Annotated in this window: 24 protein-coding genes; 12 read left to right on the forward strand and 12 right to left on the reverse strand. The window is 67.1% G+C overall.

All coding sequences use genetic code 11. The annotated features are described in order from the left end of the window. The first annotated feature begins 31 nt into the window (after positions 1-31). Positions 32-1,279 (forward strand): AGE family epimerase/isomerase, encoded by a 1,248-nt coding sequence (locus tag HR9077_RS17855; RefSeq protein ID WP_136068650.1) that lies wholly within the window; start codon positions 32-34, stop codon positions 1,277-1,279. Positions 1,280-1,336: 57 nt separating this feature from the next. Here HR9077_RS17855 and HR9077_RS17860 read toward each other — a convergent pair whose 3' ends face one another. From HR9077_RS17860 to HR9077_RS17870, 3 genes are read right to left on the reverse strand one after another with little or no spacing between them, the layout of a single operon-like run. After that, positions 1,337-2,641 carry a TRAP transporter large permease gene (locus HR9077_RS17860; RefSeq protein ID WP_136068651.1) on the reverse strand — a complete coding sequence of 435 codons (1,305 nt, stop codon included), beginning with the start codon at positions 2,639-2,641 and terminating at the stop codon, positions 1,337-1,339. Further along, on the reverse strand, positions 2,642-3,196 hold the full coding sequence (locus tag HR9077_RS17865; protein WP_136068652.1) for a TRAP transporter small permease: 555 nt from the start codon (positions 3,194-3,196) through the stop codon (positions 2,642-2,644). It abuts the gene before it with no gap. Further along, the gene (locus tag HR9077_RS17870) at positions 3,196-4,212 is read right to left on the reverse strand and encodes a TRAP transporter substrate-binding protein (RefSeq protein ID WP_136068653.1); all 1,017 of its coding nucleotides are present in this window, start codon (positions 4,210-4,212) and stop codon (positions 3,196-3,198) included. Before HR9077_RS17870 ends, HR9077_RS17865 begins: the two co-directional genes overlap by 1 nt. 259 nt (positions 4,213-4,471) lie before the next feature. Between HR9077_RS17870 and HR9077_RS17875 the strand changes: the two genes are divergently transcribed. Next, a complete protein-coding gene (locus tag HR9077_RS17875; protein ID WP_136068654.1) occupies positions 4,472-6,214 on the forward strand; it encodes a sodium:solute symporter family protein in 1,743 nt (580 codons plus the stop codon). 99 nt (positions 6,215-6,313) lie between these two features. Continuing rightward, positions 6,314-7,186 carry a DMT family transporter gene (locus HR9077_RS17880; RefSeq protein WP_210725963.1) on the forward strand — a complete coding sequence of 291 codons (873 nt, stop codon included), beginning with the start codon at positions 6,314-6,316 and terminating at the stop codon, positions 7,184-7,186. 151 nt (positions 7,187-7,337) lie between these two features. Here HR9077_RS17880 and HR9077_RS17885 read toward each other — a convergent pair whose 3' ends face one another. Continuing rightward, on the reverse strand, positions 7,338-7,559 hold the full coding sequence (locus HR9077_RS17885; RefSeq protein ID WP_136068655.1) for a DUF3820 family protein: 222 nt from the start codon (positions 7,557-7,559) through the stop codon (positions 7,338-7,340). 58 nt (positions 7,560-7,617) lie between these two features. Continuing rightward, positions 7,618-8,523, reverse strand: a complete 906-nt coding sequence (locus tag HR9077_RS17890; RefSeq protein WP_136068656.1) for a LysR family transcriptional regulator — start codon at positions 8,521-8,523, stop codon at positions 7,618-7,620. Between the two features lie 108 nt (positions 8,524-8,631). Between HR9077_RS17890 and HR9077_RS17895 the strand changes: the two genes are divergently transcribed. Together HR9077_RS17895 and HR9077_RS17900 are read left to right on the forward strand one after the other, a co-directional pair. Further along, complete coding sequence (locus HR9077_RS17895; protein ID WP_136068657.1) at positions 8,632-9,507, forward strand: aldo/keto reductase family oxidoreductase; 876 nt, start codon at positions 8,632-8,634, stop codon at positions 9,505-9,507. Positions 9,508-9,633: 126 nt separating this feature from the next. Further along, positions 9,634-10,380 carry a FadR/GntR family transcriptional regulator gene (locus tag HR9077_RS17900; RefSeq protein WP_136068658.1) on the forward strand — a complete coding sequence of 249 codons (747 nt, stop codon included), beginning with the start codon at positions 9,634-9,636 and terminating at the stop codon, positions 10,378-10,380. Between the two features lie 4 nt (positions 10,381-10,384). Here the strand turns inward: HR9077_RS17900 and HR9077_RS17905 are convergent, their stop codons facing one another. The 4 genes from HR9077_RS17905 to HR9077_RS17920 form a co-directional block, all read right to left on the reverse strand. After that, positions 10,385-11,638, reverse strand: coding sequence for a M20 family metallo-hydrolase (locus tag HR9077_RS17905; protein ID WP_210725964.1), 1,254 nt, complete (start codon positions 11,636-11,638; stop codon positions 10,385-10,387). Between the two features lie 14 nt (positions 11,639-11,652). Beyond that, positions 11,653-12,354: a DUF1028 domain-containing protein gene (locus HR9077_RS17910; RefSeq protein ID WP_136068659.1), complete on the reverse strand. Its 702-nt coding sequence runs from the start codon at positions 12,352-12,354 to the stop codon at positions 11,653-11,655. A gap of 7 nt (positions 12,355-12,361) precedes the next feature. Continuing rightward, entirely contained in the window at positions 12,362-13,753 is a 1,392-nt protein-coding gene (locus HR9077_RS17915) for a YfcC family protein (protein ID WP_136068660.1), read from the reverse strand. A gap of 185 nt (positions 13,754-13,938) precedes the next feature. Further along, positions 13,939-14,106 carry a DUF1127 domain-containing protein gene (locus tag HR9077_RS17920; protein WP_136068661.1) on the reverse strand — a complete coding sequence of 56 codons (168 nt, stop codon included), beginning with the start codon at positions 14,104-14,106 and terminating at the stop codon, positions 13,939-13,941. Positions 14,107-14,272: 166 nt separating this feature from the next. Here HR9077_RS17920 and HR9077_RS17925 point away from each other — a divergent pair, with 166 nt between their 5' ends. Further along, on the forward strand, positions 14,273-15,721 hold the full coding sequence (locus HR9077_RS17925) for an aminotransferase-like domain-containing protein (protein WP_136068712.1): 1,449 nt from the start codon (positions 14,273-14,275) through the stop codon (positions 15,719-15,721). A gap of 12 nt (positions 15,722-15,733) precedes the next feature. Here HR9077_RS17925 and HR9077_RS17930 read toward each other — a convergent pair whose 3' ends face one another. Beyond that, positions 15,734-16,504, reverse strand: a complete 771-nt coding sequence (locus HR9077_RS17930) for a DUF1499 domain-containing protein (protein ID WP_244613343.1) — start codon at positions 16,502-16,504, stop codon at positions 15,734-15,736. Positions 16,505-16,658: 154 nt separating this feature from the next. Between HR9077_RS17930 and HR9077_RS17935 the strand changes: the two genes are divergently transcribed. From HR9077_RS17935 to HR9077_RS22515, 3 genes are read left to right on the forward strand one after another with little or no spacing between them, the layout of a single operon-like run. Beyond that, positions 16,659-17,492, forward strand: coding sequence for an AraC family transcriptional regulator (locus HR9077_RS17935; protein ID WP_136068662.1), 834 nt, complete (start codon positions 16,659-16,661; stop codon positions 17,490-17,492). A 13-nt stretch (positions 17,493-17,505) separates the two neighbouring features. Further along, positions 17,506-18,120 carry a LysE family translocator gene (locus HR9077_RS17940; protein ID WP_136068663.1) on the forward strand — a complete coding sequence of 205 codons (615 nt, stop codon included), beginning with the start codon at positions 17,506-17,508 and terminating at the stop codon, positions 18,118-18,120. Positions 18,121-18,145: 25 nt separating this feature from the next. Then, complete coding sequence (locus HR9077_RS22515; protein ID WP_458692929.1) at positions 18,146-18,274, forward strand: AraC family transcriptional regulator; 129 nt, start codon at positions 18,146-18,148, stop codon at positions 18,272-18,274. A gap of 42 nt (positions 18,275-18,316) precedes the next feature. Here HR9077_RS22515 and HR9077_RS17950 read toward each other — a convergent pair whose 3' ends face one another. Further along, positions 18,317-19,249, reverse strand: coding sequence for a LysR family transcriptional regulator (locus HR9077_RS17950; RefSeq protein WP_136068664.1), 933 nt, complete (start codon positions 19,247-19,249; stop codon positions 18,317-18,319). A 108-nt stretch (positions 19,250-19,357) separates the two neighbouring features. On the opposite strand from HR9077_RS17950, the gene HR9077_RS17955 reads away from it, so the two are divergent. From HR9077_RS17955 to HR9077_RS17965, 3 genes are all read left to right on the forward strand, one after another. Further along, a complete protein-coding gene (locus HR9077_RS17955; protein ID WP_136068665.1) occupies positions 19,358-20,185 on the forward strand; it encodes an SDR family oxidoreductase in 828 nt (275 codons plus the stop codon). Between the two features lie 202 nt (positions 20,186-20,387). Beyond that, positions 20,388-21,629: a DUF1835 domain-containing protein gene (locus HR9077_RS17960; protein WP_136068666.1), complete on the forward strand. Its 1,242-nt coding sequence runs from the start codon at positions 20,388-20,390 to the stop codon at positions 21,627-21,629. A gap of 106 nt (positions 21,630-21,735) precedes the next feature. Continuing rightward, positions 21,736-22,092, forward strand: coding sequence for a DUF427 domain-containing protein (locus HR9077_RS17965; protein ID WP_136068667.1), 357 nt, complete (start codon positions 21,736-21,738; stop codon positions 22,090-22,092). Between the two features lie 39 nt (positions 22,093-22,131). Here the strand turns inward: HR9077_RS17965 and HR9077_RS17970 are convergent, their stop codons facing one another. After that, positions 22,132-25,308 (reverse strand): efflux RND transporter permease subunit, encoded by a 3,177-nt coding sequence (locus HR9077_RS17970; protein ID WP_136068668.1) that lies wholly within the window; start codon positions 25,306-25,308, stop codon positions 22,132-22,134. Positions 25,309-25,355 lie beyond the last annotated feature (47 nt).

Below are 25,355 nucleotides of genomic sequence, written 5' to 3' on the forward strand. Positions count from 1 at the left end.
CCTCGCTCGTTGACACAAGGCAGGTTCGACGATGACCCACGAGAACGACCCAAAGCCCCGGCGCTGGCTCGATAGCGCCACTCATCACTACTGGCTGACCCGTGAAGGGCTCGCGCTGCTCGACTTCCATCGACAGGCGCGTCTGGCGTCCGGCGGCTTCGCGGCGCTCGGTGGCGACGGACAGATTCCCGAAGGCGCCGGGGCCGACACCATGATCACCGGGCGCATGGCGCACAGTTACGCCCTGGCAGCGCTTCAGGGCGTGCCGGGTGCCGCGGCGCTGGCCGAGCACGCCATCCTTGCGCTGAGCGGGTTGCTGCGCGACGAGCGTCACGGCGGCTGGTTCGCGGCCGATCCCGCCACGACGGGCGATCGCACCAAGCAGTGCTATCTTCATCATTTCGTCGCCCTGGGCGCCGCCACCGCGACCCATGCCGGCATACCCGGCGCGGCCGCGCTGCTCGACGAGGTCGTCGGGGTGATCGATACCCGCTTCTGGTCGGCCCAGGAGCAGGCTTTCGTCGAGAGCTACAGCCAGGACTGGAGCGAGCCGAGCGACTATCGCGGCGGCAACAGCAACATGCACGGCGTGGAGCTGTGCCTGGCGCTGGCGGATGTGCGCGGCGAGCCGGTATGGCTCGACCGGGCGCTGGCCATCGTCGAGCGGCTGATCCATGGTCATGCCGCCGCCCGCGACTACCGCATCCTCGAGCACTTCCACGGCGACTGGTCCGAGTGGCCGGACTACAACGTCGACCGGCCCGACGACGGCTTCTACCCCTATGGCGCCACGCCGGGGCACGGTTTCGAGTGGTCGCGGTTGATGCTGCACCTGGAAGCGGCGCTGGAAGTTCGTGGCCGAGCGGCGCCGGCCTGGCTGTTCACCGATGCCGCGGCGTTGTTCGATGCCAGTCTGCGCGACGGCTGGGCCAGCGATGGCTCCCCCGGGCTGGTTTATACCGTGGACTGGGACGGCCGGCCCAATTCCCGCCGGCGGCGCCACTGGACCCACGCCGAAGCGCTGGCCGCCGCGGGCGCCTTGCTGCAGCGCACCGGCGAGGCCCACTACGAGCGCTGGTATCGGCAACTCTGGGATTTCGTCGACACGACCTTCATCGATCGCGCGCGGGGCGGCTGGCAGCAGGAACTCGATAGCCAACTGGCGATCGACCCGGCCGAGGGCGACGTCAAGCCCGACCTCTATCACGCCTACCAGGCCACGCTGCTGCCGCGGTTGCCCTTGGCGCCCAATCTGGCATTGGCCGTTTCAGGGCTGTGAACCCGGCATGGCGTGGGATCGTCCCTGGCGCGTTGGGCCGGCAATGTCCCAGCGAGGCTAACCCGAGAGCACGGTCGGCAACCAGAGAGCGATCGAGGGCCAGAGGCAGATGAGCAAGGCGGCGAAGCACATCAGGACGAAAAACGGCGCCGCTGCCAGCGCCACGCGGCCGATGCTTTCCCCCGTCAGTCCCTGCAACACGAACAGATTGAAGCCGACCGGCGGCGTGATCTGACCGAGTTCGACCATGATCACCAGGAAGACGCCGAACCACAGTGGGTCGTAGCCGGCCTGGACGATGATCGGCAGCGTGATCGGCAGGCTCATAACCGTTATCGAGATGCCATCCAGGAACAAGCCCAGCACCACGTAGAACAGGGCCATGGCCAGCAGCAGGGCCACCGGGGCAAACCCCTGCGCGGCGATCCAGGCAGCCAGTTCGCGCGGCAGGTGCAGGTAGCCCATGGCGGTGGACAGCAGGGCGGCGGCGATGAGCAGGCTGCAGACCATCACCGAACTGATCAGCGCGCCGCGCAGGGCGTCGATGAACAAAACGAGGGTCAATTGGCGCTCCCCCAGCAGCAGCACCAGGGTGGCGGCACAGCCGACAGCGGCCGCCTCGGAGGGTGTGGCGATGCCGCTGTAGATGGCACCGAGGACGATCACGATCAGGCCCAGCACTGGCGCCAGGTTCACCAGGGCGCGGCCGATGCCGGTCGTGTCGTCATCGTCGCGGGGGGCCACGCTCGGGTCGATCAGGCTGCGCATGGCCACGTAGCCGATGTACAGCGCGGCGATCAGCAGCCCGGGCAGCACGCCCGCCATGAACAGCTTGCTGATCGAGACCTCGGCCTGGACGCCGTAGACGATCATCACGATCGACGGCGGTATCATCAGCCCCAGGCTGCCGGCGCCGGCCAACGAGCCGATCGACAGGTTGCGATCGTAACGGCGGTTGGCCAGTTCCTGAGTGGTTATCTTGCCGACGGTGGCGGTGGTGGCGGCGCTGGACCCGCTGACGGCGGCGAACAGGGTGCAGCCCAGCACGTTGGTGTGCAGAATGCCGCCGGGCAGGTGCCGGGTGAGCGGCGTCAGGCCCCGGAACAGCCGTTCGGAGATGTCGGAGCGAAAGATCAGCTCGCCCATCAGGATGAACAGCGGGATGGCCGAGAGCTCCCAGCTGTTGGCGGCGCGGAACAGGATCTTGGAGAGGATCAGGCCGATCCGCTGGGCGTCGAAGTCGCCCAGGCCCCACAGCGAGAGCATGGCCACGATGACCAGGCCGGAAAAGACCCAACTGCCCAGGGCCAGGATGCCGAGAAGCAGGGCGATGACCCCGGCACCGGTGAGTAGCGTGTCCATTCATTGTCCCCCGGGCTTGAAGGTCCGGCGCTGTTCCAGGATCTGCACCGCACGCACGGCGAGCGTGAAGCAGAGCAGGTACAAGCCCAGCAGGACCGCGCTCTGGGGAATCCACAGCGGGGTTCGGGCCATTGTCTCGCTGATGATGCCGCGCTCGAAGCTGCGTTCCACGGCCAGCGTCCAGTAGCGGGCCAGCAAGCCGAAGGCGAGCAGCGCCGAGACGCTGGCAAACAGTTCCAGCGGCCAGCGCCAGGCACGGGGCAGGCGCTCCAGGACGAGAGACACGCGGATCAGCCCACCCTTTTCCAGGGCGTAGGGCATGCCGAGGAAGGTCATCGCCGCCACGCTGTAGCCGATGTACTCGTCGAGGATGAACGTTGAACGGCCGAACAGGCGCAGGCCGATCTCGAGCAGGATGTGCCCGAGCATGTACACCACCAGCAGCATGGCGACACCGGCGCCCAGCGCCGCCAGGGCGCTGGACAGTCGGCTCAGGACCGCGACGACGGGGTTGGGTCTGCCGCTGGCATCCGCAGGAGAGTCGGACGCCTTCATCACTCGCTCTCTTGGCGACGATACTGCTCGAGGATGCGCTGGCCACGATCGCCGGCCGTCTCGACCCAGTGGGCGACCACCGGCTCGGCCGCCTTCTCCAGGCCGGCCTGGAACTCGGCCGGAATGGGATCGTGGATGGCCACCTGGTGCTCGCGCAACTCGGCGTAGTTCTGTGCCAGACGCTTCTTCACCACCTCCCAGTTGTGGGCGTCGGTTTCCTTGGCCGCCTGGAGGACCGCCTGCTGGTTGGCCTCGCCGAGGGCTTCGAAGGCATCCCGGTTCATGTGCACCATGTTGAGCGGCACGGCGTAGTTGATGGCGCTGAAGTCGCTGAGGTGTTCCCAGAAGCTGCCGTTGGCGCCGGCCTCGGCCGAGGTCAGCACGGCCTCGATGCCGCCGGTGGCGAGTTGGGGGACGACATCGGCCCAGGACAGCTTCACCGGCGAGGCGCCGGCGCTCAACAAGGCTTCCGTGCCGTTGCGATCGTAGCTGCGGATCTTGAGGCCATCGAGGTCCGCCATGCCGGTCACCGGGGTCTTGGACCAGATGCCGCTGGCCGGCCACGGCGAGGCGTACAGCAGGATCTGGTCGTTGTCCTCGAAGACCTTGGCGTATTCGGGGCGGGCGATGTCGTAGAGCCGGTGCGCGGATTCGATATCGTCCGCCACGAAGGGCAGCGACGACAGCAGGAAGATGGGGTCGATGCCGCCCAGGGTGCCGGACAGGCTGTCGGCGATCTGCACGGCGTTGTCGGCCACGGCGTAGAAGTGATCCGCCGAGCGGAAGCCCAGCGAACCGCCCGTGTGCAGGGTTATGTCGACCTCGCCGTCGGTCAGTTCCCTGACCCGGTCGATGAACCAGGCATCGCCCTGGGCATGGATCGAACTGGCGTTGTATTCGTTCGAGAAATCCATGTTGGAGGCCGAGTAAGCGGGTACGGCCAGTGTCGCCAGGCCGAGCGTCGCAAGAGAGCGCTTCAGAAGCCGGCCGATCGCAAGCAGGGGGGTGCCAGGCATGAGGGGGTCCTTTTGATTGTAATGATCGATCCCTGAGCTTCATGGAACGCCCCCGGCGAGGCAGACCCCATGGCGACGCCAGGCGTTCCCTCCGCGACATCGACGGTCGAACGGGGCCTGGACGCCAGGCTCGACGGGGCCGGCTTCACCGAGGGGGCGGTGTCGCGCAAACCTTCCGGCGTGACGTTGAGAGAACGATCGGCGCGGCCCCGGCCTGCATCATGGCGTACACCAACAAATCCACAATCCGGTTATTGCCATGGTCTATACCACCGCCATTCTGCTCAGCCTGCTCGGCTACTTCATCATCGGCCACCTGGCCGGGCGTCGCGTCAAGCATCTCGATGACTACCTGGTTGCCGGCCGCAACGCCCCGACCTTTCTCATCCTCGGGACACTGGTGGCCAGCTATCTGAGCACCAGCGCCTTCCTCGGCGAGACCGGCTTCGCCTACAGCGGGTATCCCTTCGTCATGCTGATCTTTGCCGCCGTCAGCACCTCGGGCTGCCTGCTGGGCGCGCTGGTTTTCGGCCGCTACCTGCGGCGCAGCGGTGCCCTTACGGTGCCCGAGTTCTTCGGCAAGCGCTTCGCATCGCGGCGCGTGCAGGTGATCGCGGGGCTGACCACCGTGGTCGGGCTGGGCGCCTACCTGCTGGGCGTGATGCAGGGCGCGGGGATCATGTTCGAGGAGCTCACCGGTCTGCCGTACTGGGTGGGGCTGGTGCTGGTCTGGCTGACCTACACCGGCTTCATCCTCTATTCCGGGTCGCCCGGCGTGGTGCTGACCGACACGGTGATGTTCGTCATCTTTTCGCTGGCCGCGCTGGGCGGTTCGCTCTACATCATCGACGACCTGGGCGGTTGGCACGGCGTGATCGAAGGGCTGCTGAGCCAGTCCGACAAGCCCGGCATCGCGCTCTGGCACGGTGTCGTCGAGGGCGACGGCGCGGCGTTCTCCTCACCCGCCGAGGCACTGACCTGGGGGCTGACGCTGGGGCTGGTCTGGGCCGCGGTGCTCGCCGCCAGCCCCTGGCAGGCCAGCCGTTACCTGATGGCGCGCAACGAACACGTGGTGATGCGCTCGGCGATGCTCACCGCCGTGGCGCTGGCGATCTTCTACGCGCTGATGATGATGACCGGTGCAGCCATCAACCTCTACAAGCCCGATCTGGATGCCGAGCACGCCATGGTCTGGTCGGCGCTCAACGTGATGCCGACCTGGCTGGGCATCGTCATCCTGACCGGGGTCTTCGCGGCCGGGCTGTCGTCCTGCTCGACCTTCCTGTCGATCATCGGCTTCAGCCTCTCCAACGACATCCTGCCCGCCTCGCGCGACGAGAAGACCGCCATGCGCACCAGCCGGCTGGCGGTGCTGGCCGCCGGGCTGATCGCGCTGGTGCTGGCGCTGTTCCAGCCTCCGGCGGTGATGGCCGTGGTATGGTTCGCAGCGACCCTGTTCGCCTCGTCCTGGGGGCCGGTGGCTCTGATGAGCATCTGGAGCCGCCGGATTACCGCCGCCGGCGCGGCCTGGGGGCTGATCGTCGGTTTCGTCGGCAACCTGCTGCTCTCGCTGGCCACGCAAGCCGAATGGATCGTGCTGCCGGTCTACCTGCATCCCGTGGTGATCAGTACCGCGGCGGCGGTGGCGGCCATCATGGTGGCCTCGCGCCTGACCACGGTCAGTCAGGCGGAGCGCGACTACCGGGCAAGCCTGCATCGCCGGGACGAAGACATCCAGGCGCACTGGGAACGCGGCACGCGCCGGGTTGCCGTCTGCACCATGGTGGTGGGGATTCTGGTGGGCGTCTTCCTGTGGTACCAATATGCGGGCACGCTCGACGGGCTGGCCAGCCGCTTCGACGTCGCCGATTCGGCGACGCTGGGCGCCTATGCGTTGGCGGTCGGCTGTGGCGGCATGCTGCTCATCGCCGGTGGGGTCGGGTATCGAGTTGCCCGCACCCGCCGGGCCGGGGTGCAGCGAAGCGTCTCCAGCGGCGCCTGACGCGGCGTGGCGGCACCGGGTGCCGCCAATGCCGACCGACCAACCCATCGGGGCCGCGCCACCGGGCGTGGCCCCGACTCGTCAAACGAGGTCCCTGCGATGTCTCTCGAACTGCAGGATCACCGTCGCGGCCTGCTGCTGGCCACGTTCGGCATACTGGTGCTGAGTGTCGACAGCCTGCTGGTCCGCCTGGCCTCGAGCGACGGCTGGAACATCGTGTTCTGGCGGGGCAGCCTGATGGCGCTGTCCGTGGGGGTACTCTATTGCCGGAGACGGCGACTCGCCACGCTGAGGGGCCACGAGGGCGCCGCGCTGCTGTCGGCGTTGCTGCTGGCCGCGATGTCCACGCTGTTCGTCCTGGCGGTCATGCATACGCGGGTGGCCAACGTCGTGGTGATCCTGAGCACCGCGCCGCTGTTCGCGGCGCTGTTCACGCGTTTCTGTCTGAACGAGGCCGTCTCGGCGCGCACCTGGATGGCGATCGCCTTTGCTTCCCTGGGGCTTCTGATCGTCTTCGCCGGCTCGATGCAAAGCGCGGGGATGCTGGGTAATGTCTATGCTCTGGGTGCCTCCGCGGCCGTGGGCGGCAATCTCACGTTGCTGCGGCGTTTTCCCGCGATGGACAGGTTGCCGCTGATCGCCGTCGGCGGGCTCGTTTCGGCGGTGATCGCGCTGCCCATGGCGACCCCGCTGCGGCTCGATGCCGGCAGCTACCTCGTCCTCGCCGTCATGGGCCTGGTGCAGATGCCGCTGGCGACGGCGCTGATCAATAACGCGACGCGCTACCTGCCCTCCGCCGAAGTCGCGCTCTTCTATCTCGTCGAGGCGATACTCGGCACGCTATGGGTCTGGTGGATACTCGGGGAACGCCCGCCCGGCGCCACCGTCTACGGCGGCGCGCTCACGCTGGTCACGCTGGTCGCCAACGCCTGGCTGGGGCTGCGGGCGAGGGCGGCGGCCAGCCCCGGCTAAGAGGGTGTTTACAAAATGTCTGCGCTCGGCAATACGGCGTTAAAATCGGCCTCAAAATGCTCATTTAACCCTCGTAAACTCCGCTTTTTCGGCCGATTTTGCCTTGTCTTGCCTTCGCTCGCCGACTTTGTAAACACCCTCTGAGCGGGCGTCATTCGGCGTGCTTGCGCCGCAACGGTTCGAGCAGGTCGCTCAGGCCGTTGTGGTCGATCTCGTGCATCAGTTCGAGCAGCTGGCCGATCTCGCCGCGGGGGAAGCCCTCCCGCGCGAACCAGTTGAGATACGGCCCGGGCAGATCGGCGATCAGCCGGCCCTCGTACTTGCCGAACGGCATCCGGCGGGTCACCAGCTTTTCCAGGTCTTCGGGTTTCACGCGATGGGCTCCTCGATGGAGGGTTCCTTGATGAGTGTCGCCTTGGGCGGCGTGACTATCAGGCGGCGCCCGTCGACTTGACGAAGTCGACGAACGCACGCAGCGGCGCCGGCATGAGACGCCGCCCGGGATAGTAGAGAAAGGGCCCCGAGAAGCGCTGCCACCAGGGCTCGAGGATGGGCTCGAGCTCGCCGCTGTCGAAACGCGGACCCAGCCAGGTCTCGAACAGGCCGACGATGCCCAGGCCGGCGACTGCCGCTTCGACGGCCAGGTCGCTCGCCCCGCCGGCCTCGACGATCAGCTGGCCACGAGGGTCGATCCATAGCACCTCGCCGTCGCGTTCGAACTCCCAGGGCGGCATCGCCCCGCTGGGAAAGCGATGGCGCAGGCAGGCGTGGTCGAGCAGCTCGCGGGGATGCGACGGCCGCCCGCGCCGCTCGAGATAGGCGGGGGCGGCGCCCACCGCGAAGCGCTGGGTGCGCGGCCCGATGGGGACGGCGATCATGTCCTGTTCCAGGCGCTCCTCGTAGCGTATGCCGGCATCGCAGCCCGCCGCGAGCACATCGACGAAGCTCTCCTCGGTGATGACTTCGAGGCGAATCTCGGGGTAGGCCGCCAGAAAGGACGGGACGATGGACGGCAACACCAGCCGTGTCACGCTCGCCGGGACGTTGAGGCGCAGCAACCCCGCCGGCTTGTCGCGAAACACGTTGACCACGTCCAGCGCGGCCTCCAGCTCGGCGAATACCGGGCCGAGTCGTGCCAGCAGGCCATGGCCGGCCTCGGTCGGGGCGACGCTGCGCGTCGTGCGGTTCAGCAGCCGGACGCCGAGTTGCGTTTCCAGGCGGCGGACCGCTTCGCTCAAGCCCGATGCGCTGACCCCGCTCGAGCGCGCCCCCTCGCGGAAGCCGCCGGCGCGGGCCACCGTCACGAAGGCGTTCAGATCGCCCAGCTCGTTGTTCATTGTTCGCCATCCTGCACAACCTGTACGGATTGTGTGGGATTATCGCGGAAAAGCCCAGCGCTTATGGTGATCTCACCAACCATGAGAATCACCGAGTGAGGCAACACCATGAGCCAGCATCTTCCTGCCAGCTTCGCGCTGGGCGATCGCCGCGTCGGCCGAATGGGCTACGGCGCCATGCAGTTGGCCGGCCCCGGCGTCTTCGGCCCGCCCCGGGATCGCGAGGCCGCCCTGGCGGTATTGCGCGAGGCGGTGGCGATGGGCGTCAACCATATCGACACCAGCGATTTCTACGGCCCGCATGTCACCAACCGGCTGATTCGCGAGGCGCTGACGCCGTATCCCGACGACCTTTGCCTGGTCACCAAGATCGGCGCGCGGCGTGACGAAGCGGGCGCCTGGCTGCCGGCCTCCTCGGCCGAGGAACTGACCCGGGCCGTCCACGACAACCTTCGCCATCTCGGCCTCGAGGTGCTGGACGTGGTCAACCTGCGCCTGATGTTCGACACCCACGGCCCTGCCGAAGGCGCCATCGAGGAACCGCTCACGCCGCTCGCCGAGCTCCAGCGTCAGGGCCTGGTGCGCCATATCGGGCTCAGCAACGCCACGCCCCGGCAGGTCGCGGAAGGCCGGCGTATCTGCGAGATCGTCTGCGTGCAGAACCATTACAACCTCGCGCATCGCGACGACGACGCCATGATCGATGAGCTGGCGCGCGAGGGGATCGCCTATGTCCCGTTCTTCCCCCTGGGCGGATTCACCCCGCTGCAATCGTCGACGCTGTCCGACGTCGCGCGGCGACTGGCGGCCACGCCGATGCAGGTGGCGCTCGCCTGGTTGTTGCGCCGGGCGCCGAACATCCTGCTGATTCCCGGTACCTCGTCCGTCGCGCATCTGCACGAGAATCTCGCCGCGGCCGAACTCGAGCTTCCCGATGCAATACGCGAGGAACTGGACGGCATCGCCAACGTGGTGGGGCGGTGACGACGGGGCCGGGTGTCGGAGGGGATTTGCGTTATCGCGGAGCGGCCCAGGTCGGCCCCGGAAACGCTATTCGCATGTGTCCGAATGGCTTACCCTTGGCATCCCCGAGTCGGCATGAGAGCACCAATGGCTGGTTCCGTATCGCGTCGTCTTCCCTACCACGTCGCGGACACCATCAAGGGCTGGATCGTCGATCGTCAGCTGATGCCCGGCGACCGGCTGCCCGGCGAGGCCGAGCTGATGGCCTCGCTCAACGTCTCCAAGGGCACCATTCGCGAAAGTACCCGGGTCCTGGAGGCCCAGGGGCTGGTGCAGACGCGAACCGGACCCGGCGGTGGTGTCTTCGTCTGCCAGATGAGCGAGGCGAAGGCCACCACACTGCTCAGCCATTACTTCTATTTCCAGGACATCTCGATCCGCGACATCTACCAGATCCGCCAGGCCCTGGAGCCCGAACTGGCGGCCTCGCTGGCCGGCAGGGTCGGCACCGAGGACCTGGCGCGGCTGCGCGAGAGCCTGCACAGCTACGCCGAGACGGCGCCCGACCTGGAGGCGGAGCGCCAGCAGCACCTCGACTCGCTGCGTTTCCACGAGATGCTCGCGGAACTGGCCGGCGGCAATCCGCTGTTGTCGTTCATCATCCGCTTCACCGTGCAGATACTGTCCGACCTTACCGTCTACCGGCGACTCTACGAGCCCGGCGATCACCGGATCGGCCCGGCCGGCTGTCAGTATCACGCCCGGATCATCGATGCCATCGAGCAGGGCGACGCCGAGCGGGCGCGGGAACTGATGCGCGAGCACATGCGCTCGGCCCAGGCGGTGATGAACGACAACGAGGCCCAGGTCCGGCGCGGCTTCCTGGCCGGCTGAGACCTCAGGCCGGGCGGGCGGGGTCCAGGTCGCCAAGAAAGCGCATCAGCACGCGGGTCGCCCGGTCGGCGTCCTCGGCGCTGATGGCTTCGTCGGGGTGATGGCTGAGGCCATCCCGGCAGCGCACGAACAGCATGCCGATGTCGGTCACGTCGTTCATCGCCAGGCCGTCGTGGCCGGCGCCGCTGAACAGCCGCTCGGCGGGTTCGCCGCAGCTTCGGCAGGCGCTTTCCAGTGCCTCGATCAGCCACCCGGCGCAGGCCACCGCCTCGGCCTGGTAGGTGGTCTCGCAGCTCAGCTTCAGCTCGCCGTCCGCGGCGATCCGGCGACAGGCCGCAAGGATCTCCTCGCGGCCCCGGGCCCGGACGTCGGGATCGGGCGAGCGCAGCTCCAGCGTGAAGTTGACCTCGGCGGGAATCACGTTGACGGCGTTGGGTCGCACGTCGAGTTTGCCGATCACGCCGACGAAAGCCTCGGTGGCGTTGAGTACCCGGTCGGCTTCCAGCACCATCCGGGCCGCCCCCACCAGGGCGTCGCGACGACCCGGCATGGGCGTGGTGCCAGCGTGGCCGGCCTTGCCGGCGACGCTCAGCCGGTGCCGCTCGATGCCGGTCAGTGCGGTCACCACGCCCACCGCCTGATCGCGCTGTTCGAGTATCGGCCCCTGTTCGATATGCACCTCAATATAGCCGAGCAGCGCGTCGCTACGGCGCGCCAGTTGCGGGATGCGCTCGGGTGCGCCGCCGAAACGCGAGAGCGCCTCGCCGAGGGAGATGCCGTCGGCGTCGCGGGCCTCCAGGCTGGCGGGGTCGAAGGTCCCGGCCAGGGCGCGGCTGCCGATCAGGGTCGACTGGAAGCGGGTGCCCTCTTCGTCGCCGAAGGCCACCACCTCGACCCCGTAGGGCAGTTCGACGCCATCGTCCTTCAGCGCCTGCAGTGCCTGCAGCGGCAGCGCCACGCCCAGCATGCCGTCGTACTTGCCGCCCTCGACCACGGTATCCTGATGGGAACCGAGGATCAGTGTCCTCTCGCCGGCCTGCGCCCGGGCGTTGCGGCCCACCAGGTTGCCCGAAGCGTCGAGCTCCGGGTTCAGGCCGGCCTGACGCATCCAGTCGCCGATCAACGCCAGCACCTGGCGGTGCTCCTCGGAACAGAACAGCCGCGTGACGCCTGCGCCGGGCAGGGAATATTGCGCGGCCTCGTCCAGGCGCGCCATCAGTTGCTGGCCCAGGTTTCCTGAGTGTTTGGAATCGTTCATGGTGCCTCCTGGCATCAGTGGCGGGGTAGCGAGGCGAGGAATTCGGCAAAGTCCGGCGCGCGCACGCGTTCGGCGAGTGAGCGAAGCGCCTCGACGGGGCGTTCGTCCCAGTCCACGCGCAGATCGATGGGCGCGGCGTCGAAGGATTCGATTCGCAGGGCGGCCGAGCGCACACCGCGCCGGTCGCCACCGGCCTTCAGCGCGGCGTCGAGGGCGTCGATCAGGGTCTCGAGCAACCGCGATTCGTAACCGTCGCGGTAGCGGGGCGCGGCGGTGCGCGCCCAAGCCGCGTCGGGGTTGTCGCAGGTCAGGCTCAGGAAGCGCTGCAGCAGCGTCGCGACGACCTGGCCGCTGGCCAGCATGTTGCCGGCCGCGGCCACCGTCGGGCGCAGTTCGGCGTCGACCTCGGGCAGGTTGGCCTCGCCGCTATGCATCGCGGCCTGGCCGCCGGCATCCATCACCAGGCACTGGCGCCGCGTCGCGCCGTCGTCCCGGCTGGTCACCTGATCAAGCGCCTGGCGGGCGGTGCGCCCCCGGGCCAGAGCGTCGCGGATATCGTCCGGGTACCAGGGGTTGGTGGCCAGCCCCTGGGTGGCGCAGGCGCCCAGCCCGCGCCAGGCATGATGCACGTAGCCGCCCACCGCCACGCCGCCGGTGGCGGTCAGCGCGGCGGCCATGCCGGTGGCCGGTTGCACATGGATCAGCGACAGGGTCACGGCGGGCTCAGTAGCCGACGTAGTGGCCGATCACCAGGCCGACCCAGGCGAGCATGTAGACCAGCACCATGAAGGGCAGAATGGCCTTCAACCACTTCTCGTAGGAGACCCGGCCCAGCGCCAGCATGGCCAGGGTGCCGCCCGAAGTGGGCACGATCAGGTTGGTCAGGCCATCGCCGACCTGGAAGGCGGTGATCATCAGTTGACGGCTCATGCCGACCAGGTCGGCCACCGGGATCAGGATCGGCATGGTGACCAGCGCCTGGCCCGAGCCCGAGGGCACGAAGAGGTTGATCGCGCCCTGCACCACGCTCGCCATGATCGCCGCCAGCGCGCCGGGTATGCCCTGAATAAGGCCGCTGAGCGCATGCACGATGGTATCGATGATCTGGGCCTGGTCGAGCAGCACCTGGATGGACGCGGCCAGCCCGATCACCAGCGCGCCGGGGGTGACCCTGGAGGCGCCCTCCATCATCTGCCGGACGATCTCGTTGGCCGATAGCCGGTTGACGATGCCGATCACGATGGCGATCAGCAGGAACATCCCGGCGATCTCGTTGATGTACCAGCCGAGCGTGAACACGCCCACCAGCATCGCCGCCAGGCCCAGCAAGAATACCCCCAGGGTCGCCTTGTCGTGCCCCGAGAGCCGGTACTCGTGCAGCGCCTTGCTCATCATCCTGGTGTCGTCGGGCTCCTCGAAGTCCATCCTGACCACCCACTTGCAGATATAGAGCGAGAGTAGTGCCAGCGACGAGATCACCAGCAGGGTACGCAGCCAGGCGCCGGAGAACGTCGGTAGCTCGGCGATGCCCTGGGCCACGCCAACGGTGTAGGGGTTGATCGGCGAGAGCGCGAAGCCGATCCCTATGCCGCCCACGGCCATGGTGGTGCCGACCAGGCTGGAACAGCCGATCGCGCTGGCGATCAGCACCGCGATCGGCACCAGGGCGATGTTGTTCTCGAAGCCCACGGCCACGCCGAAGAAACCGTAGATGAAGGTGCCGGCGGTGATGATGACGTTGCGCCGCTCGACCCCGACGCGGTTGACCGCCACTCCAATGGCGTTCTCGAGCGCCCCGGTACGCTGCAGGATGTGAAACAGCCCGCCGGCGATGAACACGATGAACAGATAGAGCGACGCTTCGTTGAGGCCGCGGGGCACGGCGACGAAGATATCGAAGGGCGAGATGGGGCTAACGTCGTTCAGGTATTCGAAGGAGCCGGACACCACCCGGGTGCGGCCATCCTCCTCGACCCGCTGGTACTCGCCGGCGGGTACCACGAAGGTGAGCGCATAGGTGGCCAGCAGGATCATGAAGATCAGCACCATGGGGTCGGGGACCGTCCGGTACCACTTCTTCTTGCGCTGAGACAGCGCCTCTTGATGAGTACTCATGGCATTGTCCTTGTTGTGGTCGCGTCGGAACGGGGAGACGCTGCCGGTCAATTTATCATGATAAATTGACCGAACAAAGGACAGGCCGGCCTCGTGCGGAATGCCAGTGCGCCTGGCAACGAGGCGGTCAACTCGGTCGATTACCGCTCAACCGCTGGCGCACGAATGGCCACGGTGAGGCGCCATCATGCTTCCCAGAAGCGCTTGCGGCCTTCGCGGCTGGCTTCGATGGGCGTGACGCCGATGTCTTCGAGAAGGTGGGGAGCGAGCTCGCGCAGCTGCTGGCGCGTGAGATGACGACGCCGATAGAGGCGTAACGTGGCGATGAGGCGGCGAAGCGGGGCGGGGCGCATGGCGATACTCCTGTTGCTGGGCCTGCAAACAGGGTATGGTTTGCGCAATGGGCGATACAGATTCAGATAAATATATTAAATGCGGTACAGAAGCGGATTTCTACCGGCTGTGTCGATAATGTCGACGCCTTCTGTACTGGTTACCATTTTTTCTGGAGAAACTGTCCTGAAGCGCTATGAAGAGGTCGCGGCCGCGCTGCGCCGGAGCATCGAGCAGGGCCAGTACGGTGTCGGCGCTCGACTGCCGTCGATCCGCAGCGTCTGCCGCGATTTCCGGGTGAGCGTGTCCACCGCCCAGGAGGCGTATCGACGCCTGGAGGACGCGGCACTGATCGAGGCCCGCCCCAGGTCCGGCTATTACGTGCTGCCGAGCCAGATGCCGACGGTGCTGCCATCGGTGACGCGCCCGGCCCAACGCCCGCTGGACGTATCACAGTGGGACCAGGTACTCGAGCTGGTCGGCATGCCGCGCGACACCGGGGTCATGATGCTGGGGCGGGGCATTCCCGATCTGGAGAGCGCGACGCTCAAGCCCCTCTCGCGGCTGCTGGCCGGCCTGCATCGCCACGCCGAGATGCACGAGCTCAACTACGACTCGCTGGCCGGCAGTCTCGAGCTGCGCCGTCAGATCGTGCGCCTGGTCACTGCCTCGGGGTGCCTGCTGCACCCCGACGACGTGCTGATCACCACCGGTTGCCAGGAAGCGCTGTCGATCGCCATCCGCACGCTGACCGCGCCGGGCGATGTGGTCGCCGTCGACTCGCCGAGCTTCTACGGCACCATGCAGATCCTCAAGGCCAACGGCCTCAAGGCGCTGGAGATCCCCACCGATCCGCAGACCGGGATCAGCCTCGAGGCGCTGGAGCTGGCCCTGGAGCAGTGGCCGATCCGCGCCATCCAGGTCACCCCGACCTGCAACAATCCGCTGGGCTACACCATGCCCGAGCCCCGCAAGCGCGCGCTGGTGGCGCTGGCCCAGCGCTTCGACGTGGCGATCATCGAGGACGACATCTACGGCGACCTGGCGTTTTCCACGCCGCGGCCGAAGACGCTCAAGGCGTTCGACGACGACGGCCGCGTGCTGCTGTGCAGCGCCTTCTCCAAGACGCTGAGCCCGGGGCTGCGGGTCGGCTGGATCGCCCCGGGGCGCTACCGCGACCAGGCCATGCACATGAAGTACGTCTCCACCGGGGCGTCGGCGACGTTGCCGCAGCTGGCGGTGGCCGAGTTCATCGCCAAGGGGCATTACGAGCGTCACCTGCGCGAGATGGTGCGCCAGTACCAGCGCCATCGCGACACCATGCTCGGCTGGGTCAAGCGGCACTTTCCCGCCGGGACCGGGGTCAGCTACCCCCAGGGCGGGTTCCTCCTGTGGCTGGAATTGCCGGCCGGCGTCGACTGCGTGCGCCTCAACGAGCGCCTGGCGGCCGCGCGGATCCGCATCGCGCCGGGCTCGCTGTTCTCCGCTTCCGGCAAGTACCGCCACTGTCTGCGTCTGAATTACGCCTCGCCGATGACCGCCGACATGGCCGGGGCCATCCGTGTGGTGGGCGCCACGGTGACGACCATGGTGACGGAGGCCATCGCGCTGCGGGAACCGGGCGTTGCCTCGTGAGCCGGGGCGTCCTTATTCGGTGCTTTTGCCAAGCGCTTCCAGATAGGCGCGAATCCGCGCGGCATTGGTGCCGATGTCGCTGCGCCCGATCCGCGAGGCCGAGCGTACATCCACCCGCACGCCATCCTCGACTTCGTTCAGGCGGATCGCCACGTCGTCCTTGAAACCGAACCAGCGAGTGGTCGCGGTGGCCTCGAGCGTGGTATCGCCGACCCTGATCACCTCCCAGCCCTGATCCCGCGCGGTCTCCTCGGCGGCGTCCATCGCCTCGGCCAGCGGCAGATCCAGGATGATTGGCCGAAGGTCCGGGTAGGCCTGGCGCTGCTGACGAGCGCTGGCCTCGCCAGGGTAGGCCACGGCGTTGGGCGCGGCGTTCCGCGCCGGCGCCAGGGCGACGAAGGCGGGTGGGTCCCGCATGTCGGTGGTGATGTCGTGAATCGCCGGCACCTGCCGGGCGCGCTGCTGCAGCTGCCAGGGCACGATCATCATCGCCGCCACCGCGATGAGTACCAGCCCGCCGGTCAGCGCCGGCTTGAGCCGCCTGCAAAGGCTCGCCGCCAGCAGCGTCGCCAGCCCCAGGGCCGCCGCGCCGAGCGCCAGGTAGGCCCCCTGACGCAACAGGCCGAAGGCCGCGCCGAGGTCGACCAGGCCCAGTCGGTGGGCCGGCCCCGCGCCGCCGATCAGCAGCGCCGCGGCGATCGTCACCAGCACGCTCAGCCAGGCCAGTCGACGCGGCCAGCGCCTGCCGCGCGGCGACCGAGGTTCGTATGAAGACATGGCCATGTGCGCTTTCGCTCCTGCATCGGGTCGTCGATTCAGCATACGCGCCGTGGAGGCGCTTATCCCGTCTGCCATGTCATTTGCGCAATAATGTCCAAGCCATCGGCACGCGGTGGGCTTTAAGCTGGGTCGGGTCAGCGTTCAGGGAGGTGGAAACATGGCGAAGCAGCCCAGCCGGTTCCGGTTCTTAAAGAGTCGGCACGTTCCCGAGCTTACCGTGCTGCAGGCGGCGATGAGCGATTTTCGCTACGATCCCCACGCCCATGACGAATACGCCTTCGGCGTCACGCTCGCCGGGCGCCAGGATTTCTTCAGCGGCGGCCAGTATCACCGCAGTCCCCCCGGCAACGTCATCCAGTTCAATCCCGGCGAGGTTCACGACGGCCAGCCGGGCGGCGACAGCACGCTGGGCTACGTGATGGCCTACGTATCGCCCGCCCAGCTCGAGGCGGTGTTTGCCGATGCGGCGGGGCGCAGGAGTGCCGGCAACTTCCGAAGCCGCGACACGCTGATACAGGACCCCGCGTTACGCGACGCCATTCTGGAACTGGTGCGTCTGGTGACCCAGCAGGTCGGCAGCCGTATCGATCAGGAGTACGCCCTATACCGCATCGTCGAGCGACTCGTCCAGCGCGACGGGCAGTTTCAGCCGGGCGCTACCACCGGCCGGCCCGATGCGCTGCTGACACGCGCCAGGGATTACGTCCTCACCCACCTGGAGGAGGACATGTCGCTGGATGACCTCAGCCGGGCCGCGCATCTCTCGAAATACCATTTCCTGCGGCTGTTCCGGCAGCAGTTCGGCATGACGCCGCACCAGTACGTGATCAATTGTCGCATCAACGCCGCGCGTCATGCCCTGGAAACCGGCGCGCTACCCAACGCGGTGGCCTTCCGTTACGGCTTCGCCGACCTCAGCCACTTCAATCGCCGCTTCAAGCGCATCTACGGCATGACGCCGTACCAATACCAGCGCAGCATCACTTCGTGACCGGGACTTCGCCATGTTAGCAATCGTCGCCTATGCCCTGGGCATCATGTACACGCCTGGGCCCGTGAACCTGCTCGGCCTGAATGCCGGACTCCATGGTCAGGCCAGGGCCTCACTGGGGTTCTACCTCGGGGTCGGAACGGCCTTGCTCATTCTGTTCCTGCTGTTCGGCTGGGCCGGTGCCGCCTGGGTACGCCCCGACATGCTCGCCGTGGTCGGTGCGCTGGGCTGCGGGTATATCCTTTACCTGGCCATCAAGATCGCCCGCTCGAGCATCGACCTGGGCGCCGTACGCCAGGCGCCGCGGGCGATGCGCTTTCGCGACGGCCTGATCATGCAACTGTGCAATCCCAAGGGCGTGGTGGCGACGCTGCCGATCGCCACCATCCAGTTTCCCGCCGTGGGTATCGACGGCGTCAGCCTGGTACTCTGGTCGCTCGGCCTGGCGATGCTGGCGGTCGGCGCGCCCGGCAGCTATGCATTGATCGGCGCCGTGCTCGGCAAGCGCGTCGAGAATCCCGGGATTCTCAAGGGCTTCAGCCTGGCGATGGCGGCGTTGCTCGCCGGCGTCGCGCTGTCCATCGGTTACGAGCACGTCTGGCTGCCGCTGTCGTCGGATCTGATGTGACTCGCCTGCGTGTATCGCGCGCCAGCTGCTCCTCGATACGGAGCGCAGCATCATCGACGCCGGCATGGAGGTCGGCTATTCGAGCCCCAGCCATTTTTCCCAGGTGTTTCGCCGCGAGGTGGGGGTTACGCCCAGCGCCTATCGCCAGGCGTGACGTGACGCTCATTGAATGGTGAAGACCAGGCCTAGTGATGCCTCATCGATCGCTTGCCTCGTAGGGCGAGACGAGGCCCGCCTGCATGTCGGAGCCTCTCAATAGTTCGATAAAGGCGCGCAGGGCAGAGGGCACGTGACGGCGTCCCGAGTAGTACAGCATCAGGCCGGGGTAGGGCGGGCTCCAGGCTTTCAGTATCGCCACGAGCTGGCCTGCTTCGAGCCGGTCGCGCGCCGTTTCTTCGGGTATGAAGGCGATTCCCAGCCCGGCGGCCGCCGCCTCGACCATCAGGTCGCTGTCATCGAGCGTCAACGCACCCGGCACGTCGATGGCGATTTCCTGGCCGTGGCGTGCAAATTCCCAATGGTAGCGTTTGCCGCTCGGCAGGCGCTGGCGTATGCAGCGGTGTCTATGGAGATCGTCCGGGACGCGGGGCTCGCCGAACCGGCGTAGATAGGCCGGCGCGGCCACGGCGAGAAAGCGGATCTCCTTGCTGATGCTCACGGCGATCATGTCCTGGGGTACCGCTTCGCCCAGCCGAACGCCGGCATCGAAACCCTGCTCTACGATATCGACGAGTCTCCCCTCGCTGACCAGATCGAGTTCCACGTCGGGATAGCGCGCCAGATAAGACGGGACGACATGGGCCAGCAACAACCGGGCGGCGCCTTTGCTGGCATTGATTCGCAATGAGCCGCTGGGCTCGCCGCGCTCCTCGGCGAGCGAATCGAGCGTTGCATCCAGCTCGCTCAGGGTCGGCGTGATGCGTGCAAGCAACTTGCTTCCGGTATCGGTGAGGGAAACGCTGCGCGTGGTGCGGTGCAGCAGTCGAACGCCGAGCTGCTCTTCCAGCTTGCGCATTCGGTGACTCAACGCCGAGCGCGATATGCCCATGAGATCGGCGGCCCTGCGAAAGCTGCGCTCGCTTGCTACTACCGAGAAGGCTTCCAGATCCGCCAGGGTGGGTTTCGTCATTGGTGAATTCTCTGCACTAAATCATCCCATCCTAGCCTACTTCTGGTTACCAATCGGTGGTGCCAACATGGGTCTTGCAAGCCAACTACGAAGGAAAGGAGCATTCCCATGAGCAAGACATGGCTGATCACTGGCGCTTCCTCCGGCCTTGGCCGCCTGATGACGGAAAGCCTGCTGGCCCGTGGCGACCGCGTCGTCGCCACGCTGCGCCAGGAGAGCGCGCTCGACGACCTTCAGCAGGCCCACGCCGACCGCCTCGCTGTGATGAAGCTCGATCTCACCGATACCGTGGGCATCCGCGCCACCGTCGAGCGAGCCTTCGCCGGCATGGGCCGGATCGATGTCGTGGTATCGAACGCCGGCTATGGTCTCTTTGGCGCCGCGGAAGAACTGGGCGACGAACAGATCGAGCACCAGATCGCCACCAACCTCACCGGTTCGATCCAGCTTATTCGCGCGGTATTGCCTCACCTGCGCGCGCAGGGCGGAGGACGGATCATGCAGGTCTCGTCCGAGGGCGGGCAGATGGCCTATCCGAATTTCTCCCTCTATCACGCCACCAAATGGGGCATCGAAGGTTTCATCGAGTCGCTGGCCCAGGAAGTTGCGCCGCTGGGGATCGATTTCATCCTCGCCGAACCGGGCCCCACCGCGACCAATTTCGCCGCGGCGCTGGCGCACGCCGAGCCGATGGACGCCTATGCCGGGACGCCCTCGGGCGATGTACGCCGAGCCCTGACGGATGGCAGCTTCATGATCAAGGGCGATGCCGGCAGGACGGTTGCCGCGATGATCGCCGCCGCCGACCAGCCGAATCCGCCCTTGCGGTTGACGCTCGGCAGCACGGCTTATGCGTCGATCACGCGCGCGCTGACCGGGCGTCTCAGTGCGCTCGAGGCGCAGAGGGACGTAGCCTTCTCGGCGGATGCGGACTGACGCTCTGCGGTTTTTATGCAGCGCGGTCGGCGCGGGGCGCGGGCAGGCAGCCCCGATTGACACCATTCCAGGCTGGGGTACGCTAAGCGCAGCGCCGCAAGGCGTCCCCGTCCGCGGAAAGGGCTGCGCCCATTACCACCCTCGATCTCAACCATACGGCTCCCAGCCTGACTGGCGGACACAGGCGCATGGAGGGAATCGTATGACTTCGCTCTACCCGCGTGACGCCACGTCACATGGACGTTTCAATCTCGAACAGCAGCGCAAGCGCGCCAAGGAACTGCTCAAGGCGGCACGGGCCGACGACTCCGGGGCACTGGCGCGAATTCTTCGGTACATCCCGCCGCGCGAGTCGCCCTTGCAGCTCGCCGATGCCCAGTTCGTGATCGCTCGCGAGTGCGGCTTCCCCGGCTGGCGGAAACTCAAGGCGCATATCGAATCGCTCGATGCCGCACGGCGGCTGGCGAACGAACGCGGCGACCATGACAGGGCCACGCTGCACATTCGCTGTGGTTCGGATATCCAGCACAGCCTGCGCACCGCCGGCTTCGAAGGCGATTTCCTCGAGTTCTCCGATCCCTTCTGCCTGGGCCCGCTGCACGACCTGCCTCCCGTGGAGCTGGTGCGTATGCGGGCGCGCTTCCTGGCGGGAGTGTCCGGCATGACCGAGCGGGACGCCCGGGCCCGGCTGCACGAGAGCTATCACGTGCTGAACGACCTGGATCGCTATGAACGGATAGTGCTGTGGTTCGAGCACGACAGTTACGACCAGCTCCTGCTCGCCTATCTGCTGCATCGCCTGCGGCTGGACCCACCCCGGGCCGGGGTCGAGCTGGTCGCCGTTGAATCGATTCCCGGCGTCGAGCGCTTCATCGGCATCGGTCAGCTTGCGCCGGACCTGCTGGCCTGGCTGTGGCGGCAGCGCCGACCGGTGGAGGCGTCGTTGCTCGCGCTGGGCGCCAGGGCCTGGGCGGCACTCACCGCCGACACGCCGGAACCGCTGAAGGCTCTGGTCGCTACCGGCACCCCGGCGCTGCCGATGATGGAGCGAGCACTCGCCCGCCATCTGCAGGAGCTGCCCGCGCCCGATACCGGTCTGAGCCTGACGGAGCGGCTTACGCTAGAGATCGTCCGCGACCACGGCCCCCTGCCGGTCGGCAAGACGTTCGCTTACCTGATGCGCGAGTACGAGCCGCTTCCCTACCTGGGGGATCTGATGTTCTGGTGGCTGCTGCAGCCGCTGATCGTGGCGCCCCGGCCAGCATTGGCGATCAGTGAAGCCCACGAGGAATGGCCTCACCGCCGCCTCGGCCTGACCGGTTTGGGGCATGACATCCTCGCGGGAAGCCGTCACTGGCTGGACTATGCCCCTGGCGGACGGTGGGTCGGCGGGATACGGATCGCGCCGCTGACGGGAAGCGACCCGACCAGACATGCGCAATGAGCTGAGCGCGGGCAGCGACAATGGACCGTGCCGTGTCATTATCGGGCCGTTCATTCGCCTGCTAGTCTGATTTGCACACCCTATCGAAGCCATAGGCAGGCCACTCATGATTCACGACCCCAACGGGCGCATCTCGCTGCACCCGCACGACCGGCGGGTGCAGGTCTGGGCCGGCGATGCACTGATCGCCGACACTCGCAATGCCATCGAACTGCGCGAAACCGGCTATCCGCCCCGGCAATACTTGCCACGGGAGGATGTGGCCATGCAGCGCCTGACCCGCACCGACAGCGTGACCCATTGCCCGTTCAAGGGCGATGCCAGCTACTACGCCATCGAGCTCGATGACGATACGCTTGCCGATGCTGCCTGGAGTTACGAGGCGCCGTTCGAGGCCGTCGCGGCTATCCAGGGAAGGCTGGCGTTCGATTCGCCAGCGATCGAGGAACAGCTCGGCGATTGAACCCGTCGGGTCGGAAGCCATGCCTGCCGGAGGGCTCCCTCACGCCCGGTACTCGCCGCCCACCGGCTGGGCGATGGCCTGTGGCTCGCTGTGGCCCCGCTCGACCAGCTTGCGCAGCGCCACGTAGAACACCGGGGTCAGGAACAGCCCGAACAGGGTCACGCCGAGCATGCCGGCGAACACCGTGATGCCCGTGATCGAGCGCACCTCGGCACCCGCGCCGGACGACAACACGAGCGGCACGGTGCCGGCGATGAAGGCGACCGAAGTCATGACGATTGGCCGCAGGCGCAGACGGCTGGCTTCCAGCGCCGCCTCGACGATGCTGCGCCCCTGCATCTCCAGTTCGCGGGCGAACTCGACGATCAGGATGGCGTTCTTGCACGCCAGCCCCATCAGCACCACCAGCCCGACCTGCACGAACACGTTGTTGTCGCCACTGGCCAGCCAGACTCCGAATAGCGCCGAGAGCATGCACATCGGCACGATCAGGATCACCGCCAACGGCAGTGTCCAGCTTTCATAGAGCGCGGCCAGCACCAGGAACGCCAGCAGCACCGCCAGCGGGAACACCACCAGTGCCGCGCCGCCCTGGGTGGATTGCTGGTAGCTCAGGTCGCTCCAGCCGATCCCCATCCCTGCCGGCAGGGTCTGTTCGGCGAGTGCCGTGACCGCGGCCATCGCCTCGCCCGACGACATCACGCGCGGATCGGCCTCGCCCAGCAGATCCGCGGCGGGGTAGCCGTTGAAGCGGATCACGGGGTCCGGGCCATAGGTCTGGCGGATGTCGACCATGGAGCCCACCGGCACCATCTCGCCCGCGGCGTTGCGCGTGCGCAGGTTGGCGATGTCCGACACGTCGTCGCGGAACGGACCGTCCGCCTGCGCGATCACCTGCCAGGTGCGACCGAACATGTTGAAGTCGTTGACGTAGGCGGAGCCGAGGTAGGTCTGCAGGGTGTCGAACAGCTCGGTCAGGGGCACGCCCTGCGCCTTGGCTTTCTCGCGGTCGACATGGGCGTCGAGCTGCGGCACGTTGGCCTGGTAGCTGCTGATCGGATAGCCGAGCCCCGGTGTCTGCGCCGCCGCGCCCTGGAACGCCTGCACGGCGTTCTGCAGCTTGCCGTAGCCCAGTCGCGTGCGGTCCTCGACGAACAGCGACCAGCCCGAGCCGTTGCCCAGTCCCTGGATCGGTGGCGGCATGAACGCGAAGGTGAAGCCTTCCTGGATCGTCGCGAACTTCTGGTTGAGCTCGGCGGTGATCTCCTCGGCCGTGCGCGAGCGCTCGCTGAAGGGATCGAGGGTGAAGAAGACCACTCCATTGTTCGGCGTGTTGGTGAACTGCAACGGGTTGAGGCCTGGAAACGCGACTTCGCTGGCGACCCCATCGGTCTCGTTGGCCAGCGCCGCCATCTTCTTGAGCACCTCGTCGGTGCGCTCGATCGAAGCGCCCTCGGGCATCTTCACGCCGGCGATCACGTACAGCTTGTCCTGCACCGGAATGAAGCCCGCGGGCACGGTCTTGAACATCAGGCCAGCGCCCACCAGCAGCACCGCGTAGACCAGGAACACGGCGCCGCGACGGCCGAGCGTGTGCGACACGGCACTCTCGTAGCGCGAGGAACTGCGGTTGAAGAAACGGTTGAACGGGCGGAACAGCCAGCCGAAGAGCCGGTCGATCAGTCGCGAGGCCCGGTCCCTGGGCGCGTCGTGCGACTTGAGCAGGATGGCTGCCAGGGCCGGCGACAGGGTCAGTGAATTGATTGCCGAGATCACCGTGGAGATAGCGATGGTGACGGCGAACTGCTTGTAGAACTGGCCGGTGACCCCGGTCAAGAATGCCATCGGCACGAACACCGCGCACAGCACCAGCGCGATAGCGACGATCGGCCCGCTGACCTCCTTCATCGCCAGGTGCGCGGCCTCCAGCGGCGTGGCGCCGAGCTCGATGTGGCGCTCGACGTTTTCGACCACCACGATGGCATCGTCGACGACGATGCCGATCGCCAGTACCAGGCCGAACAGCGTCAGCGTATTGATCGAGAAGCCCAGCACGTAGAGCACCGCGAACGTTCCCACCACCGAGACCGGCACCGCCAGCAGCGGAATGATCGAGGCGCGCCAGGTCTGCAGGAACAGGATCACCACCAGCACCACCAGCAGCGTGGCTTCCAGCAGCGTGGCGACGACCGACTCGATCGAGTCGCGAACGAAGATCGTGGTGTCGTAGATCGACTCGATCTCGACCCCGGGCGGGAGCGAAGGGCGCAGCTCAGCCATCTTGGCGACGACGTTGTCGCGGATCTCCAGCGCATTCGCGCCCGGCGACTGGAAGATACCGATGGCAGCGGCATTCTTGCCGTCGAGGCGCGCACGCAGCGTATAGTCGCCGGCGGCGAGCTCGATGCGGGCGACATCGGCCAGGCGCACCAGCTCGCCGTCGGCACCGGACTTCAGCACGATATCGCCGAACTCCTCGGCGGTCTCCAGCCGGCCCTTGGTGTTGATCGGCAGCAGGAAATCGCTGCCGTTCGCCATCGGCTCGGCTCCGAGCTGGCCGGCGGAGACCTGGACGTTCTGCTCGCGCACCGCCCGCAGCACGTCGCTCGCTGTCATGCCGCGCGCGGCGATGCGGTCGGGGTCCAGCCACAGGCGCATCGCGTAGTCGCCGCCGCCGAAGAGTTGCGCGTCGCCGACGCCGTTGATCTTCGCCAGTTCGTCCTTCACGTGCAGCCGCATGTAGTTGCGCAGGTACAGCGAGTCGTAACGACCGTCGCTGGAGGTCAGGTGCACCACCATCAGGAATACCGGCGACTGCTTCTGCGTGGTGATGCCCTGGCGGCGCACGTCCTCGGGCAGCCGCGCCTGCGCCTGGGCCACGCGGTTCTGCACCCGTACCGCGGCCTCGTCGGGGTCGGTGCCGGGCTTGAACGTCGCGGTGATCTGCAGCACGCCGTCGGAGCCGGCAACGGACTTGATGTACATCATGTCCTCGACGCCGTTGATGGCTTCCTCGAGTGGCGTCGCCACGGTCTCGGCGATCACCTTCGGGTTGGCGCCGGGATACACGGTGCGCACGACCACCGACGGAGGCACTACCTCGGGATATTCGCTGATCGGCAACAGTGGCAGCGCGATCAGGCCGGAAATGAAAATGACCAGCGACAGCACCGCGGCGAAGATCGGCCGGTCGACGAAAAACTTGGCGAAGTCCATGGGACATTACTCCATCGTCGGCCCGGGCCTTGCCCCGAGCCGGAGAC

It is taken from the genome of Modicisalibacter radicis, from assembly GCF_900961225.1.
Classification (GTDB): domain Bacteria; phylum Pseudomonadota; class Gammaproteobacteria; order Pseudomonadales; family Halomonadaceae; genus Modicisalibacter.

Bases quoted from the DNA above. Each gene is read 5' to 3' on its own strand.
- HR9077_RS17960 (WP_136068666.1), top strand. From the start codon at position 20,388: ATGACTTCGCTCTACCCGCGTGACGCCACGTCACATGGACGTTTCAAT.
- HR9077_RS17935 (WP_136068662.1), top strand. From the start codon at position 16,659: ATGGCGAAGCAGCCCAGCCGGTTCCGGTTCTTAAAGAGTCGGCACGTT.
- HR9077_RS17895 (WP_136068657.1), top strand. From the start codon at position 8,632: ATGAGCCAGCATCTTCCTGCCAGCTTCGCGCTGGGCGATCGCCGCGTC.
- HR9077_RS17955 (WP_136068665.1), top strand. From the start codon at position 19,358: ATGAGCAAGACATGGCTGATCACTGGCGCTTCCTCCGGCCTTGGCCGC.
- HR9077_RS17855 (WP_136068650.1), top strand. From the start codon at position 32: ATGACCCACGAGAACGACCCAAAGCCCCGGCGCTGGCTCGATAGCGCC.
- HR9077_RS17890 (WP_136068656.1), bottom strand. From the start codon at position 8,523: ATGAACAACGAGCTGGGCGATCTGAACGCCTTCGTGACGGTGGCCCGC.
- HR9077_RS17965 (WP_136068667.1), top strand. From the start codon at position 21,736: ATGATTCACGACCCCAACGGGCGCATCTCGCTGCACCCGCACGACCGG.
- HR9077_RS17950 (WP_136068664.1), bottom strand. From the start codon at position 19,249: ATGACGAAACCCACCCTGGCGGATCTGGAAGCCTTCTCGGTAGTAGCA.
- HR9077_RS17860 (WP_136068651.1), bottom strand. From the start codon at position 2,641: ATGGACACGCTACTCACCGGTGCCGGGGTCATCGCCCTGCTTCTCGGC.
- HR9077_RS17900 (WP_136068658.1), top strand. From the start codon at position 9,634: ATGGCTGGTTCCGTATCGCGTCGTCTTCCCTACCACGTCGCGGACACC.
- HR9077_RS17940 (WP_136068663.1), top strand. From the start codon at position 17,506: ATGTTAGCAATCGTCGCCTATGCCCTGGGCATCATGTACACGCCTGGG.
- HR9077_RS17915 (WP_136068660.1), bottom strand. From the start codon at position 13,753: ATGAGTACTCATCAAGAGGCGCTGTCTCAGCGCAAGAAGAAGTGGTAC.
- HR9077_RS17865 (WP_136068652.1), bottom strand. From the start codon at position 3,196: ATGAAGGCGTCCGACTCTCCTGCGGATGCCAGCGGCAGACCCAACCCC.
- HR9077_RS17905 (WP_210725964.1), bottom strand. From the start codon at position 11,638: ATGAACGATTCCAAACACTCAGGAAACCTGGGCCAGCAACTGATGGCG.
- HR9077_RS17875 (WP_136068654.1), top strand. From the start codon at position 4,472: ATGGTCTATACCACCGCCATTCTGCTCAGCCTGCTCGGCTACTTCATC.
- HR9077_RS17870 (WP_136068653.1), bottom strand. From the start codon at position 4,212: ATGCCTGGCACCCCCCTGCTTGCGATCGGCCGGCTTCTGAAGCGCTCT.
- HR9077_RS17880 (WP_210725963.1), top strand. From the start codon at position 6,314: ATGTCTCTCGAACTGCAGGATCACCGTCGCGGCCTGCTGCTGGCCACG.
- HR9077_RS17920 (WP_136068661.1), bottom strand. From the start codon at position 14,106: ATGCGCCCCGCCCCGCTTCGCCGCCTCATCGCCACGTTACGCCTCTAT.
- HR9077_RS17970 (WP_136068668.1), bottom strand. From the start codon at position 25,308: ATGGACTTCGCCAAGTTTTTCGTCGACCGGCCGATCTTCGCCGCGGTG.
- HR9077_RS17930 (WP_244613343.1), bottom strand. From the start codon at position 16,504: ATGGCCATGTCTTCATACGAACCTCGGTCGCCGCGCGGCAGGCGCTGG.